Below are 14,378 nucleotides of genomic sequence, written 5' to 3'. Positions count from 1 at the left end.
ACGGGACCGGCCCGGGACCGGCGTACCGGCCCCGGCGTGTGTCCGTCGTGTCAGAAGCCCGCCGTGACGGAGGTGCGGGAGCGCAGCTCCCTCAGCAGCACGGCCGTCTCCAGCGCCGCGACGGTCGCCTCGTACCCCTTGTCCTCGTGGCTGCCGGGCACCCCCGACCGGTCGACGGCCTGCTCCAGCGACTCGCAGGTCAGCACGCCGTTGCCGATCGGCACCTCCTCGTCCAGGGAGATGCGGGTCAGGCCCGAGGTGACCGAGTCGCAGACGTACTCGAAGTGGGCGGTCTCACCGCGGATCACCGCGCCCAGCGCCACGACCGCGTCGCACCTGCGGGCCAGGGCCTGGACCACGACGGGGATCTCCAGCGATCCGGCCACCCGCACCACCGTCACCTCCGCGCCGCTGTCGCGCCCGGCCTGCTCGGCCCGCGCCACGAGCTGATCGGTGATCCGCCCGTGCCAGCGGGCCGCGACCACGCCCAGGGTCAGCCCGCCCGCGTCGACGGCGGACGCCGCCGGTCGTCCGGTCCCGCTCATGTGTCCTCCCGGGGAATGTCGTGGCCGAGGCGGTCGCGCTTGGCCGACAGGTACTTCTCGTTGTGGGGGGTCATCGCCACCGGCATGGGCTCGCGGCCGAGCACCTTGACGCCGTAGCCGTCCATGCCGCGCAGCTTGGCCGGGTTGTTGGTCAGCAGCCGGACCGATCGCACGCCCAGGTCGGCGAGGATCTGCCCGGCGTTGGAGAACTCCCGCGCGTCCACCGGCAGCCCGAGCTCCAGGTTGGCGTCGACGGTGTCGCTCCCGCCGTCCTGCAGGCCGTAGGCCCGCAGCTTGGCCAGCAGCCCGATCCCGCGTCCCTCGTGGCCGCGCAGGTAGACGATCACGCCCCGGCCCTCGGCGGCGATCCGCTCCATCGCGTGGTCGAGCTGGACCCCGCAGTCGCAGCGCAGCGATCCGAACACGTCCCCGGTCAGGCACTCGGAGTGGGCGCGGACCATGACGTTCTCGCCGTCCTCGATGTCGCCCAGGACCAGGGCCAGGTGCTCGCCGCCGTCCAGCGAGCTGGCGAAGCCGTAGGCGCGCCAGACGCCGAACCTGTTGGGCAGCCGCGTCTCGGCGACGCGGGTCACCATCCGCTCGCCGCGGCGCCTGAACTCCACGAGCTGCTCGATCGAGACCAGCGCCAGGTCGTGCTCGTCGCAGAAGACGCGCAGCTCCGGCAGGCGCATCATGGTCCCGTCGTCGTTGACGACCTCGGCGAGGACACCGGACTCGCTCAGCCCGGCGAGCCTGGCCAGGTCCACGGCCGCCTCGGTGTGGCCGCGCCTGGCCAGCACGCCGCCCTCCCGGTAGCGCAGCGGGAAGACGTGCCCCGGCCGTACCAGGCGGTCCGGTTCGGTCTCCGGGTCGGCCAGGGCGCGGATCGTCAGGGCCCGGTCGGCCGCGGAGATGCCGGTGCTCACCCCGTCGCGCGCGTCCACGCTGATCGTGTACGCGGTGCGCAGGCGTTCCCTGTTGTCGTGCACCATCAGCGGCAGGCCCAGCCGGTCGAGGTCCTCGCCGCGCATGGGCACGCAGACCACCCCGCTGCTGTGCCGGACGGTGAAGGCCAGCAGTTCCGGCGTGGCCGCGGACGCGGCGAAGATGATGTCGCCCTCGTTCTCGCGGTTCTCGTCGTCGACGACCACGACGGCCTTGCCGTCGCGGATGTCGGCGATCGCGCGCTCGATCGGGTCCAGGGTGGTCACACGGCCTCCTCGGGGACGAGCACGGCCTGGGACCGGTACTCCTTGAGCCAGTTGACGAATCCGATCATGACGAGCACGAAGAACAGCGCGTAGACGGTGCCCGAGACGACGAGACCGGACCTGAAGGCCAGCGGCACGCCCACCAGGTCGACGGCGACCCAGATGATCCAGAAGTCGACCAGGGCGCGGCCCTGGGCCCAGGTGGCGACGGCGCTGCCGACGAAGATGTAGGCGTCCGCGGCGACGAGGAAGTAGCCCTCGGGCAGCGGGGCGTGCGCGCCCCAGGACAGGCCGGTGCGGAAGAAGAACACGGCGACCGCGGCGGTGCCCGCGACCATGACCGCGGCCAGGACGAGCCGCTCGCGGCCGGTGGCGGGGCGTACCGGCAGGGCCTGGCCGTCCTGGGTGCCGCGCGACCAGCGCCACCAGCCGTACACGGCCAGCGCGCCGAACATGACCTGCTTGAGGGCGTTGCCGGTGAGGCCGGCGTTGACGGAGGCGGCCAGCAGCAGCACCGAGCCGACGAGCTGGACCGGCCAGGTCCACAGGGACTTGCGGATCGCCAGCAGCACCGTGGCCAGCGCGGCGATGTTCCCGACCAGGTCGGTCCAGAGCACGTCGACACCGAAGACCGTGAACCCCGCGTGCGCCCAGTTCACGACGCGCCCTCCCGGCCGGCGGTCCCGCCGTAGGCGCCGACCAGCTTCTCCACGTGCTTGGCGATCACGTCGACCTCCAGGTTCACCGGATCGCCGGCCCGCTTGGCGCCCAGGGTGGTCAGGCGCAGCGTGGTGGGGATGAGGCTGACGGCGAAGCCGCCGGAGCCGACCTCCATGACGGTCAGGCTGATGCCGTCGACGGCGATCGAGCCCTTCTCGACCACGTAGCGGTCCAGCTCGGGCGGCAGGGAGATGCGGACGATCTCCCAGTGCTCCCCGGGCTCGCGGGAGAGCAGCGTCCCGGTGCCGTCCACGTGGCCCTGCACGATGTGGCCGCCCAGCCGCTGGTCGGCGCGGACGGCGCGCTCCAGGTTGACCGGGGAGCCCGCCTCCAGCGCGCCGAGGCAGCTGCGGTCCAGGGTCTCCTTCATCACGTCGGCGGTGAACACGTCGCCGTCCACGTCCACCACGGTCAGGCAGACGCCGTTGACGGCGATCGAGTCACCGTGCCCGGCGTCGGCGGTGACCGTGCCGCCGCGGATCGACAGCCGGGCCGCGTCGGTCAGCGGCTCGATCCCGGCGATCTCGCCGAGCTCCTCGACGATTCCGGTGAACATTCACGTCTCCTTCGGAGGGGACGCCGGGGCACGCGAGGGTGTCCGGACGCCCGAGGAGGGCACCGGGGAACACGAACGGGGGGCGCCGGGGCCGGTACGGCCGGCCGGACGGTGGGGGGCGGCGGCGTGTCCGTGAGGGACGCGCCCGGCCGCCCGGCGCTTCAGCGCCGGATCAGTCACCCGAGGTCTCCTACTCGCCAGTAGCTCTCTGCCACGGCGGGCCCCGGGGGATCTGCGGGTGGGTACACCCGTTCAGCGGAGGGTGCCCAAGGACACTCTCCGCTCGCGCGCTTCCTCCCATCCGGACTTTGACCGTCGGTCCTGGAGTTTCACCAGGTCAACCGGTCGATGGCTTCGACCGGGTCGCGGACTGTAACCGCCGGCTCGGAATTTCACCGACCCCGGAGCACGCTGCTCTGCACTGTCACGGAAGGCGTGCCGCGTGACGGCACGGCCTTTCCGTACACCAGTGTGCCATGTGCGGCAAACCACGCCGCACACGGTTCCCAGGATATGAAACAAGCGAGCGCTTGGTCAAGCACGGTGAAGCGATCAGGCGGCGTGCCCGGAGACCACCCTGCGCGCCCTGCGCGCGTCCGGGGAGTAGCGCACCGGGGCGGGCACCAGGCCGATCCCGGTGTGCAGCGCCCGCAGCGAGGCCGTCGCCCACAGGTCGCCCAGCGGGCTGCCCGGCAGCCCGTACAGCCTGCGGGCCCAGCGCGGCAGCGTCGCGAAGGCGAGCAGGGTGATCGCGGGGAACATCGGCTTGAGCGCGGTCAGCTTGGCCGGGAGCGGGGCGTTGAGCGACTGGCGCAGCGGGTGGGGCACCTCGGGGGCGAAGTACAGGCCCGGCCGGCAGGCCCGGATGTAGTCGTCCATCTCGCCGACCGAACCGGGCACGTCCTCGGGACGCAGCCCGACGACCTCGGCGGCGCGGCGCCACTCGGCCACGAACCGGTCGGCCTCGGAGTCGCTCAGCCGCACCCCCGCCCGGCGGGCCACCGACAGGTAGGAGTCGACCTCCCCGACGTGCACCCACAGCAGCGCGGCGGGGTCGTCGAGCCGGAACCGCTCGCCGGTGTCGAGGTCGAGGGCGGTGAGGGAGGCATGGATCTTTCTGACCCTGGCTCCTGCGCGGGCGACCTCATCGGTCGTACCGTAGGTGCGCACCCTGACGAACTCGGTGGTGCGCAGGAAGCGGGACCACGCCTCGGCGGGGTCCATCAGGGCGGAGTTCTGGGCGACCCCGCGCATGGCTCGGGGGTGCAACCCCTGCATGAGCAGTGCCCTGAATCCTCCGACGAGCAGGATCGGCTCCCCCATCACCTTCCAGGTCACCGAATCCGGCCCGAACAGTCCGTGATCCATACGCCACCTCCTCGTGAGCGGGTAGTTACCCTACCCGGGAGGAAGGACACCTCCGCCCCGAACCCCCCGGTACGAGTTTGTCCCGGGTCCGTGACACGAGCGGAACGCGATCCGGACCTGCGTGTCACCGCCACGTCATGGGTGTGTCACAGATCCGTGAAAAGGCCTTCTTAGGTGCCTCAATTGTTGCATCTCGCCCCCCGTGCACGTCAACGGAATCAAAGCCACAAACAGGTGGAAATTACACAACGATAAAATGAGTAAGGAGCAGACCATTGATTTGACCTCGACTGTTTTGCGATGGTTCCAGAGATCCCGCTCGGCCAGGCTCGTTGGGAGCGCCCGCACGATGACCACCCCTGCACCCGTCGTCACCCCGATCGGGGACCCCAAAGCGGTGAAGCCACCGGAGATGGTGGGCCGCTCCCCGGGCCAGCTGATGTGGCTGCGCTTCCGCCGCGACCGCACCGGGCTCATCTCGGCCGGCGTGGTGATCTTCTTCTTCCTCGTCGCGCTTCTCGCGCCGGTGATCTCCTGGCTCTACGGCAAGGACCCCTACGCCCTGTACGGCCAGGACACCCCGGGACTGCTGAACGAGTTCGGCTACCCGATCCTGCCGAACGGCGGCATCAGCTCGGAGTTCTGGTTCGGCATCGAGCCGAACCTGGGCCGGGACGTGTTCATGCAGCTCGTCTACGGCATCAGGACCTCGCTGTCGATCGCGGTGGCCGCGACGATCATCACGACCTGCATCGGCATCGTGATGGGCATCGTCTCCGGATACATCGGCGGCAGGACCGACTACCTGATCGGCCGCCTGATCGACATCCTGCTGTCGTTCCCCTCGGTGCTGTTCATCATCGCGTTCATGCCGGTGGTGGAGAACCTCTTCGTCGCCTCCAACGAGGAGACGCCGGTCTGGCTGCGCGCCGTCACGCTCGTGATCGTGCTCACCGTCTTCGGGTGGGCCGGTCTGGCGCGGCTGCTGCGCGGCCAGGTGCTCTCGCTGCGCGAGCGGGAGTTCGTCGAGGCAGCCCGGGTCACCGGCGCCTCGCCGTTCCGGATCATCTTCAAGGAGCTGCTGCCGAACCTGTGGACGCCCATCCTGATCCAGTCGACGCTGCTGCTGCCGGCACTGGTGACGTCCGAGGCGGCGCTCTCCTTCCTCGGGGTCGGCATGATCGAGCCCATCCCCGACTGGGGCCGGATGTTCCTGCGCGGCACCGAGGTCTACCGGAACGACATCACCTACCTCATCTTCCCGGGCGCAGCTCTGCTGATCTTCGTGATCGCGTTCAACCTTCTGGGTGACTCGGTCCGCGACGCCTTCGACCCCAAACTCAAGCGTTAGATCCGAATAGGAGAAAGATGACAGTCCGTACGCGGTCAGCGATGGCCGTACTCGCCATAGGCGCGCTCGCCTTCACCAGTGCGTGCGCCGAGGGCAACCAGGGAGCCCCCGCCGCCCCCAGCGGCTCCTCCGGCGCGGCCGCCCCCTCGGCCGAGCCGTTCAAGCCGCCGACGATCACGGTCGGCACGGCGGACGACTCCAAGGGCCCCGCCATCGAGCCGGAGGGCGTCGTCAAGGGCGGCACCGTCACGATGATGGACCGGGACGACTTCTCCCACATGGACCCCGCCCAGCTCTACGTCAACACCGAGACCAACTTCTCCCTGTTGATCAACCGTGGCCTGACCGGCTACAAGCGGGTCGCCAAGGGCGACTACAAGCTGGTCGGCGACCTGGCCACCGACACGGGCACCGCCTCCGACGGCGGCAAGACCTGGACCTTCACCCTCAAGGACGGCGTGAAGTGGCAGGACGGCACGCCCATCACGTCCGAGGACGTCAAGTGGAGCATGGAGCGGACGTTCGCCCCGTTCGTCACCCAGGGCCCCACCTACATCCAGCAGTGGCTGACCGAGGTCGACCACAAGAAGTCCTACCAGGGCCCCTACGACGGCAAGCGCCTCGAGAACATCGAGACGCCGGACGACAAGACGATCGTCTACAAGTTCAAGACGCCGCACGCCGACGCCAACTACGCCTTCGCGATGGGCGGCTACGGCATCGTGCCCAAGGCCAAGGACACCAAGGAGAAGTACGACAAGGAGCCCGTCTCCAGCGGTCCGTACCTCATCAAGAGCCACGTGGTCGACAAGACCATCGACCTTGAGCGGAACCCGAACTGGGACGCGGCGACCGACCCGATCCGCGGCGCCTACCCCGACAAGTGGCACCTGGAGTTCGGCCAGGAGGCCCTGCAGATCACCGACCGCCTGATGGCGGACGCGGGCGCCGACCAGACCGCCTTCACCTTCTACGCGACCGTTCCCCCGGAGCGGCTGCAGCAGGTGCTCGGCGACCAGGCCCTGGCGAACCGCCTGCTGAAGAGCCCCTCGCCGTACGGCAACTACTACTACTTCAACCTCGACCGCATGAAGGACATCAAGGTCCGTCAGGCGATCAACCACGCGTGGCCGTCCAAGCAGATCCAGCAGGTCATGGGTGGCCCGCAGGCCGCCGCGCTGCCGACGACGATCCTCAACGAGAACACCACCGTCGGCTACGAGGCCTACGACCTGTTCGGCAAGACCACCAAGCCCGAGGGTGACGTCGAGAAGGCCAAGCAGCTGCTGGCCGAGTCGGGCACCCCGACGCCGACCATCGTCTACGCCTACAACCAGACCCCGGTCCAGGAGCAGGTCACCGTGGTCATCAAGAACGCCCTGGAGAAGGCCGGAATCAAGGTCGTCGCCAAGCCGCTCGACCGCAAGACGTACTACGACTCGATCGGCAAGATCGGGAACGAGTTCGACCTCTACTGGGGCGGCTGGGGTGCCGACTGGCCCTCCGGCTCGACCGTGATGCCCGTCATCTTCGGCCCCATCGCCGACGGAGCGCCCAACTACTCGCACCTGAAGGACGAGGCGCTCACCAAGGAGATGGACGAGATCATGGCGATGACCGACATCGACGCCCAGAACAAGGCGTGGATGGCGCTCGACAAGAAGGTCCAGGAGACGATCACCCCGCTGGTCGTCGCCGAGAACCGGATCGCCAACACCCTCCACGGCTCCAAGGTGGGCGGCGTGGAGATCGACCCGCAGAGCTGGGTCGTCCCGCCGAACCAGATCTTCGTGAAGCAGTGACGCTCACGAAGCCGTAGGAGACACCGGCGGCCGCGGCCCCGCGGGACAGGGAGACCTTCCCGCGGGGCCGCGGCCAGGGGCCGCCCGGCCCCCGGCAGCGGTCCCAGTCATCTCGGGAAAACAGGCAATGCTTCCATTCATCACTCGCCGTACGCTCGGCGCCGTGGTCACCCTCGTGATCATCTCCGCGGTGACCTTCTTCCTCTTCTTCGCCGTGCCCGCCGACCCCGCGCGGCTCGCCTGCGGCAAGGTCTGCCCGCCCGAGCTGCTGGAGCAGGCGCGGCACAACCTGGGACTGGACCAGCCGCTGTTCGCCCAGTTCGTGGCCTGGCTGGCCGGCATCTTCGTCGGTCGCGAGTACGAGAACCTGGGCAACTGCCCGGCCCCCTGCCTCGGCTACTCGTTCGTCAACCGCGAGCCGGTGTTCGAGACGATCCTGGACCGGCTCCCGGTCACCGTCTCCCTCACCGTCGGCGCCGCGGTCATCTTCCTGATCTTCGGTCTCGCGACCGGCATCGTCGCCGCGCTGCGCCAGGGCAAGCCGCTCGACAAGATCGCCAGTGTGGCGTCCCTGGTCGGCGCCTCCGTGCAGATCTACTTCATCGGCACGCTCGCGCTGTACTTCTTCGTCTACAAGGGCCAGATCCTCGCCCAGCCCAAGTACCTGCCGTTCACCGAGAACCCGATCGCCTGGGCCGGCGGCATGATGCTGCCCTGGGTGGTGCTGGCGATCATCTTCACCGCCAACTACACCCGCATGACGCGCTCGACCATGGTCGAGCAGCTCGGCGAGGACTACGTCCGCACCGCGCGGGCCAAGGGCATGTCCGGCCGGAGCGTGGTGATGCGGTTCGCCCTGCGAGGTACCCTCACCCCCATCATCACCATCTTCGGCGTGGACCTCGGCACACTGATCGGCGGCGCCATCATCACCGAGACCACCTTCGGCCTGCAGGGGCTCGGGCGGCTCTCGCTCAAGGCCGTGGACACCTCGGACCTGCCCATGCTGATGGGAACGGTGCTCGTGGCGGCCGGGGCGATCGTCTTCTTCAACATCATCGTCGACGTCCTGTACGCCTTCATCGACCCCCGCGTGCGGCTGGGTTAGGAGTTCTGAAGAAAGTGTCGAACCCGTTCCTCTCGGTCCGTGACCTGACCGTCGACTTCCACACCGAGGACGGCGTCGTCCACGCGGTGGACGGGCTCTCCTTCGACGTGGAGAAGGGCCGCACGCTGGGCATCGTCGGCGAGTCCGGGTCCGGCAAGTCGGTGACCAACCTGACCGTGCTCGGCCTGCACAACCCGGAGACCACCAGGGTCGGCGGGGAGATCCGGCTGGACGGCGAGGAGCTGATCGGCGCCTCCCGCTCCACCATGGAGAGACTGCGCGGCAACAAGGCCGCGATGATCTTCCAGGACCCGCTGACCTCGCTCTCGCCGTACCACACCGTCGGCAAGCAGATCTCCGAGGTCTACCGCAAGCACACCGGCGCGAGCCGCGGCGAGGCCAGGTCCCGCGCGATCGAGATGCTGACACGGGTCGGCATCTCGCAGCCGAAGGTACGGGTGGACGACTACCCCCACCAGTTCTCCGGCGGCATGCGGCAGCGCGTGATGATCGCGATGGCGCTGGTCTGCGACCCCGACCTGCTGATCGCCGACGAGCCCACCACGGCGCTGGACGTGACCGTGCAGGCCCAGATCCTGGACCTGCTCAAGGACCTCCAGGACCAGATGGGCACCTCGATCATCCTCATCACGCACGACCTCGGCGTGGTCGCCAACACCGCGCACGACGTGCTGGTGATGTACGCCGGGCGCGCGGTGGAGCGCGGGACCGTGCGGGAGGTCCTGCACGAGCCCCGCCACCCCTACACCTGGGGCCTGATGGCCTCCATGCCCCGGCTGACCGGCCCGGTGGACGTCCCGCTGCGACCGGTCCGCGGCACCCCGCCCAGCCTGATCAACGTCCCGCCGGGCTGTCCCTTCCACCCCCGGTGCGACTACAAGGAGCTGGCCGGTCCCGAGCTGTGCCGCTCCGAACGGCCGGAACTGTCCCCGCACCGCGGCCACGGCGACGCGTGCTACCTGACCCTTGCCCAGAAGCGGGAGATCCTCAAGTGACCGAGATCACCGGCGAACCCCGCGGCGAGGCGCTGCTGGAGCTGTCCGGCCTGAAGAAGTACTTCCCGGTGATGGGCGGCCTCGTCCTCAAACGGCAGGTCGGCAACGTCCACGCGGTCGACGGCATCGACCTGACCGTGCACACCGGGGAGACGCTCGGCCTGGTCGGCGAGTCCGGCTGCGGCAAGTCCACGGCCGGACGGCTGGCCGCCCGCCTGCTGGAGCCCACCGGCGGCAGCATCCGCTACGCCGGGCGCGAGATCGGGCACGCCAGCCGCAGGGAGCTGAAGCCCATCCGGTCCGAGATCCAGATGATCTTCCAGGACCCGTACTCGTCGCTCAACCCCCGCCACACCGTGGGCACCATCGTCGGCGGCCCGATGGAGGTCAACGGCATCGACCCGCCGGGCGGCAGGACCAAGCGGATCCAGGAGCTCCTGGAGATCGTCGGGCTCAACCCCGAGCACTACAACCGCTTCCCGCACGAGTTCTCCGGCGGCCAGCGCCAGCGCATCGGGGTGGCCCGCGCGCTCGCCCTCAACCCCAAGCTGATCATCGCGGACGAGCCGGTCTCGGCCCTGGACGTCTCCATCCAGGCCCAGGTCGTCAACCTGCTCCAGCAGCTCCAGCGGGACATGGGGATCGCGTTCCTGTTCATCGCGCACGACCTGGCGATCGTGCGGCACTTCTCCCAGCGGGTCGCGGTCATGTACCTCGGCAAGATCGTGGAGGTCGCCGACCGCGCCTCCCTGTACGAGCGTCCCCGCCACCCCTACACGCACGCGCTGCTGTCGGCGGTGCCCGAGGTGCTGGAGGACGGGGCGCCGCGCGAGCGCATCCGGCTCGCCGGGGACGTGCCCTCCCCGATCAACCCGCCGTCCGGCTGCCACTTCCGCACCCGCTGCTGGAAGGCCCAGGAGAAGTGCGCGACCGAGGAGCCGCCGCTGGTCAGGCTGGAGGGCAACAGGAACGGCCATCTCACCGCCTGTCACTTCCCCGAGGAGCCGACCGTGCACGGCGAGGACGTGGTGCTGGACCCGGCCCTGCAGCAGTGACCGTTTTACTGAGGCCGCCTCCCTTCCGGGAGGCGGCCTCTTCGCGTCACCGGCGTCACCTACGACGGCGGGTGGGCGACGGGAGGGGTCAGCGGCCCTCGGCCAGGGCCCGCAGGGCGTCGATCGCGCGGGCCGGGTCCTCGGCGCCGTAGACGGCGTTGCCCGCCACGAAGACGTCGGCGCCCGCCTCGGCGCAGCGCTCGATCGTCGCGTCGGAGACGCCGCCGTCCACCTGGAGCCAGACCTGCCCGCCGTGCCGGTCGAGGAGCTCCCGGGTACGGCGGATCTTGGGCAGCACCACGTCGAGGAACCGCTGCCCGCCGAAACCGGGATCGACGGTCATCAGCAGCAGCATGTCGAGCTCGCCGAGCAGGTCCTCGTACGGCTCGACGGGGGTGGCCGGGTTGAGCGCCAGGCCGGCGCGGGCGCCGGCGGCGCGGATCTGGCGCAGCGTGCGCACCGGGGCCTTGGCCGCCTCCGCGTGGATCGTGACGCTCCCGGCCCCGGCCTCGGCGTAGGAGGGGGCCCAGCGGTCAGGGTCCTCGATCATGAGGTGGCAGTCGAGCGGCGTCGAGGTCGCCTTGAGCAGGGACTCGACGACCGGCAGCCCGAGGGTCAGGTTGGGCACGAAGTGGTTGTCCATGACGTCCACGTGCAGCCAGTCGGCGTTGGGAACCGCCGCGGCCGCCTCTGCGAGGCGGGCGAAGTCGGCGGACAGGATGCTGGGCGAGATCTGTACGGCCATGATGGGCCGATTCTATGGGTCTCCCGCCCCCGTCCCCGCCCTGGACCCGTCCCGCTCCTCACCCGGGACGCCCGGCCCCTCCCCCGCCCGGACGCCCCGCCTCTCTTCCCGGTCCGGACCCGTCCCGCTCCTCGTCCGGGGCGTCCTGCCTCTCCCCCGTCCCGTTCCCGGATGGGACCGGGCGGGTCAGTGACGGCGCAGCAGGGCGAGGAACATCGCGTCGGTGCCGTGCCGGTGCGGCCAGAACCGCGCGTACGGCCCCTCGCCCAGCCCGTCGGCGATCTCGGGGAGGTAGGCGCGGGCGTCCAGCGTCTCCACGTCGTCGCGGTGGCGCAGCACGTCGTCGACCACGGCGACGGTCTCGGCCAGGTGCGGCGAGCACGTCACGTACGCGACGACGCCGCCGGGACGGACGGCCTCCAGCGCGGAGGTCAGCAGGCCGCGCTGGAGAGCGCTCAGCTCGGGCAGGCTCCGCGGGTCGCGGCGCCAGCGGGCCTCGGGGCGGCGGCGCAGCGCGCCCAGGCCGGTGCAGGGGGCGTCCAGCATGACCCGGTCGAAGACCCCGGGCCGCCAGGCGGGCTCGGTGCCGTCCGCGGTGATCACCGCGGCCCGCCGGGTCGTCTGCCGCACCAGCCGAGCCCGGTGGTACTGCAGCTCGGCGGCGAGCAGGTGCGCCCCGCCGCCGAAGGCCACCGGCCCGTCGCCCGGCCTGACGTCACCGGCGCCGTCACGACCCGCGCCGTTGCCCCCTATGCCGTCACGACCCGCGCCGTCCTGATGCGCGCCGTCTTGAGCCGTGCCGTCCTTACCGGTGCCGTCGCCGTTCGTGCCGTCCCGATGCGCGCCGTCTTGACCCGTGCCGTCGCCGTTCACACCGAGGGCGGGGGCGGGCAGGCCCGCCTCGTCGCCGTCGGCCGCGATGGCGTCGAGCAGCCCGGCCTTGCCGCCGGGACCCGCGCACAGGTCGAGCCACCGGGAGTCGGCGCCCCGCACCGGGACCCGGGTCAGGGCCAGCGCGACGAGCTGGCTGGCCTCGTCCTGCACGGCGGCGCGGGACTCGGCCACCGCGAGGATCGCCCCGGGGTCGCCCTCGGGCAGGTAGGCGGCGTAGCGGGAGTACCTGGCGGGCTCGGCGCCCGCGTCGAGCAGTTCCGCGGTCGAGGAGCGGCCGGGACGGGCGACCAGGGTCACCCGGGGGCGCTCGTTGTCCGCGGCGAGCAGGGCGGCCGTCTCGTCGAAGTCGCCGCCCACCGCGTCGCGGAGCGCGTCCACGATCCACCGGGGGTGGCTGTGGGCGACCGCCAGGTGGCCGACCGGGTCGTCGGCGGGATCGGGCGCCACGATCGGGATCCACTGCTCCAGCGAGCGGGTGGAGACCTTGCGCAGCACGGCGTTGGCGTACTTGGAGGCGCCGATGCCGACCCGCAGCCGGACCAGGTCGACGGTGGTGCCGACGGCGGCGTGCGGGGGGATCCGGGTCCGCAGGAGCTGGTGCACCCCCAGGCGGACGGCGTCGAGCAACGGCGGGTCCACCTTCTCCGGCGCCCGGTCGCTGCACGCGGCGATGATCTCGTCGTAGGTGCCCAGGCCGCGCAGGGTGCCGTAGGCCAGCTCGGTTGCCAGACCGGCGTCACGCCCGGACAGGCGTCGCTCGCGCAGCAGCGCGGGCATCAGCAGGTTCGCGTAGGCGTCCCGCTCGTCGACCGCGCGCATCAGGTCGTAGGCGGTGTTGCGCGCCTCGTCGCGGACCGGCTTCGGCGGTCTGGCGCCCCGGCCGCCGCCCTTGCCGCCACTCCCGCCACGGCCCTGCGCCTGTCCCAGGCCCTGTTTCTGACCTTGGCCCTGCTTCTGGCCCTGGCCCCGGCTCTGCCCCCGGCTCTGTCCCTGGTTCTGTCCCTGGCCCCGGTCGGCGCCCGGGCCGTGACCGCGCGACGCGTTACGGCCGTTGCCACCACTGTTCATGATCTTCAGGCCAGCCGATCCTCGTCGGTGAGCCGCACGCCGCGGGCCCACTCCCCCGCCCCCATCGGGCGCTTGCCCTGCGGCCGCACCTCGCCCAGCTCGACCGGGTAGGTCGCGGTGCCGACCACGACGGAGTTCTTGGACGCCGCGATCCGGCCGGGGGCCAGACCGGGGGCGTCGGGGGCCGGTCGTACCGGACCGAGCTTGATCCTCAGGTCGCGGAACTCCGTCCACGCGCCCGGCGCGGGCGTGCAGGCCCGGATCAGCCGGTCGACCCGCATGGCCGGGGCCGACCAGTCGACCCTGGCGTCGTCCACGTTGATCTTCGGGGCGAGACTCACCCCCTCGGCGGGCTGCGGCACGGCCTCCAGCTTGCCGTCCTCGACGCCGTCGAGGGTCGCCACCAGCAGCCCCGCGCCGGACCCGGCGAGCCTGGCCAGCAGCTCGCCGCTCGTGTCGGCGGGGCGGATCTCCTCGGTGACCACGCCGTAGACCGGTCCCGCGTCCAGCTCCTTGACGATCCGGAAGGTGGTCGCGCCGGTGATGGCGTCGCCGTGCAGCACGGCGTGCTGCACGGGCGCCGCGCCGCGCCAGGCGGGCAGTAGCGAGAAGTGCAGGTTGACCCAGCCGTGCGCGGGGATGTCCAGCGCGGACTGGGGCAGCAGCGCGCCGTAGGCGACCACCGGGCAGCAGTCGGGGGCGAGCTCGCGCAGCCGGTCCAGGAAGGCGGGGTCGCCCGCCTTGGGCGGCCTGAGCACCTCGATGCCCGCCTGTTCGGCGAGCTCGGCGACAGGGCTCGGGTGCAGCGTGCGGCCCCTGCCCGACGGGGCGTCCGGGCGGGTGACGACGGCCACGACGTCGTGCCGGGGCGAGTCGATCAGGGCCCGCAGCGCGGGCAGTGCGGTGTCCGGGGTTCCGGCGAAGACCAGGCGCAAGGTT

The 14,378-nt window shown here is 71.0% G+C and carries 13 protein-coding genes and 1 riboswitch; of the genes, 5 read left to right on the top strand and 8 right to left on the bottom strand.

The window, feature by feature from the left end:
• Positions 1 to 50: 50 nt before the first annotated feature.
• The 5 genes from ribH to ACLQ2R_RS24800 all read right to left on the bottom strand — a co-directional run bounded on the left by ribH (position 51) and on the right by ACLQ2R_RS24800 (position 4,400).
• Positions 51 to 545 (bottom strand): 6,7-dimethyl-8-ribityllumazine synthase, encoded by a 495-nt coding sequence (ribH, locus tag ACLQ2R_RS24820; protein ID WP_425962942.1) that lies wholly within the window; start codon positions 543 to 545, stop codon positions 51 to 53.
• Positions 542 to 1,756, bottom strand: a complete 1,215-nt coding sequence (locus ACLQ2R_RS24815) for a bifunctional 3,4-dihydroxy-2-butanone-4-phosphate synthase/GTP cyclohydrolase II (RefSeq protein WP_425962940.1) — start codon at positions 1,754 to 1,756, stop codon at positions 542 to 544. Before ACLQ2R_RS24815 ends, ribH begins: the two co-directional genes overlap by 4 nt.
• Positions 1,753 to 2,415, bottom strand: a complete 663-nt coding sequence (pnuC, locus tag ACLQ2R_RS24810; protein ID WP_425962939.1) for a nicotinamide riboside transporter PnuC — start codon at positions 2,413 to 2,415, stop codon at positions 1,753 to 1,755. The genes ACLQ2R_RS24815 and pnuC overlap by 4 nt, the downstream gene beginning before the upstream one ends.
• A complete protein-coding gene (locus ACLQ2R_RS24805) occupies positions 2,412 to 3,032 on the bottom strand; it encodes a riboflavin synthase (RefSeq protein ID WP_425962937.1) in 621 nt (206 codons plus the stop codon). The genes pnuC and ACLQ2R_RS24805 overlap by 4 nt, the downstream gene beginning before the upstream one ends.
• A 283-nt stretch (positions 3,033 to 3,315) precedes the next feature.
• A riboswitch (FMN riboswitch) is annotated at positions 3,316 to 3,446 on the bottom strand.
• A gap of 138 nt (positions 3,447 to 3,584) precedes the next feature.
• A complete protein-coding gene (locus tag ACLQ2R_RS24800; RefSeq protein ID WP_425962935.1) occupies positions 3,585 to 4,400 on the bottom strand; it encodes an oxygenase MpaB family protein in 816 nt (271 codons plus the stop codon).
• Positions 4,401 to 4,749: 349 nt separating this feature from the next.
• Here ACLQ2R_RS24800 and ACLQ2R_RS24795 point away from each other — a divergent pair, with 349 nt between their 5' ends.
• The 5 genes from ACLQ2R_RS24795 (at position 4,750) to ACLQ2R_RS24775 (ending at position 10,732) form a co-directional block, all read left to right on the top strand.
• On the top strand, positions 4,750 to 5,751 hold the full coding sequence (locus ACLQ2R_RS24795; RefSeq protein WP_425962933.1) for an ABC transporter permease: 1,002 nt from the start codon (positions 4,750 to 4,752) through the stop codon (positions 5,749 to 5,751).
• A 17-nt stretch (positions 5,752 to 5,768) separates the two neighbouring features.
• A complete protein-coding gene (locus ACLQ2R_RS24790; RefSeq protein ID WP_425962932.1) occupies positions 5,769 to 7,553 on the top strand; it encodes an ABC transporter substrate-binding protein in 1,785 nt (594 codons plus the stop codon).
• 127 nt (positions 7,554 to 7,680) lie between these two features.
• The gene (locus ACLQ2R_RS24785; RefSeq protein ID WP_425962931.1) at positions 7,681 to 8,661 is read left to right on the top strand and encodes an ABC transporter permease; all 981 of its coding nucleotides are present in this window, start codon (positions 7,681 to 7,683) and stop codon (positions 8,659 to 8,661) included.
• Between the two features lie 14 nt (positions 8,662 to 8,675).
• Entirely contained in the window at positions 8,676 to 9,677 is a 1,002-nt protein-coding gene (locus ACLQ2R_RS24780; RefSeq protein WP_425962930.1) for an ABC transporter ATP-binding protein, read from the top strand.
• 5 nt (positions 9,678 to 9,682) lie between these two features.
• On the top strand, positions 9,683 to 10,732 hold the full coding sequence (locus ACLQ2R_RS24775) for an ABC transporter ATP-binding protein (protein WP_425963048.1): 1,050 nt from the start codon (positions 9,683 to 9,685) through the stop codon (positions 10,730 to 10,732).
• Between the two features lie 88 nt (positions 10,733 to 10,820).
• Here ACLQ2R_RS24775 and rpe read toward each other — a convergent pair whose 3' ends face one another.
• The 3 genes from rpe to fmt all read right to left on the bottom strand — a co-directional run bounded on the left by rpe (position 10,821) and on the right by fmt (position 14,374).
• Positions 10,821 to 11,477, bottom strand: a complete 657-nt coding sequence (gene rpe / locus ACLQ2R_RS24770; protein ID WP_425962929.1) for a ribulose-phosphate 3-epimerase — start codon at positions 11,475 to 11,477, stop codon at positions 10,821 to 10,823.
• 186 nt (positions 11,478 to 11,663) lie between these two features.
• Positions 11,664 to 13,439: an RsmB/NOP family class I SAM-dependent RNA methyltransferase gene (locus tag ACLQ2R_RS24765; protein ID WP_425962928.1), complete on the bottom strand. Its 1,776-nt coding sequence runs from the start codon at positions 13,437 to 13,439 to the stop codon at positions 11,664 to 11,666.
• A gap of 5 nt (positions 13,440 to 13,444) precedes the next feature.
• Entirely contained in the window at positions 13,445 to 14,374 is a 930-nt protein-coding gene (gene fmt / locus ACLQ2R_RS24760; RefSeq protein ID WP_425962926.1) for a methionyl-tRNA formyltransferase, read from the bottom strand.
• Between the last annotated feature and the right edge of the window lie 4 nt (positions 14,375 to 14,378).

This window comes from Streptosporangium sp. DT93, from assembly GCF_049844535.1.
GTDB lineage: Bacteria > Actinomycetota > Actinomycetes > Streptosporangiales > Streptosporangiaceae > Streptosporangium.
This window is presented reverse-complemented; position numbering and strand designations above follow the sequence as displayed.

Bases quoted from the DNA above. Each gene is read 5' to 3' on its own strand.
- ACLQ2R_RS24785 (WP_425962931.1), top strand. From the start codon at position 7,681: ATGCTTCCATTCATCACTCGCCGTACGCTCGGCGCCGTGGTCACCCTC.
- ribH (WP_425962942.1), bottom strand. From the start codon at position 545: ATGAGCGGGACCGGACGACCGGCGGCGTCCGCCGTCGACGCGGGCGGG.
- rpe (WP_425962929.1), bottom strand. From the start codon at position 11,477: ATGGCCGTACAGATCTCGCCCAGCATCCTGTCCGCCGACTTCGCCCGC.
- ACLQ2R_RS24790 (WP_425962932.1), top strand. From the start codon at position 5,769: ATGACAGTCCGTACGCGGTCAGCGATGGCCGTACTCGCCATAGGCGCG.
- ACLQ2R_RS24795 (WP_425962933.1), top strand. From the start codon at position 4,750: ATGACCACCCCTGCACCCGTCGTCACCCCGATCGGGGACCCCAAAGCG.
- ACLQ2R_RS24800 (WP_425962935.1), bottom strand. From the start codon at position 4,400: ATGGATCACGGACTGTTCGGGCCGGATTCGGTGACCTGGAAGGTGATG.
- ACLQ2R_RS24765 (WP_425962928.1), bottom strand. From the start codon at position 13,439: ATGAACAGTGGTGGCAACGGCCGTAACGCGTCGCGCGGTCACGGCCCG.
- ACLQ2R_RS24805 (WP_425962937.1), bottom strand. From the start codon at position 3,032: ATGTTCACCGGAATCGTCGAGGAGCTCGGCGAGATCGCCGGGATCGAG.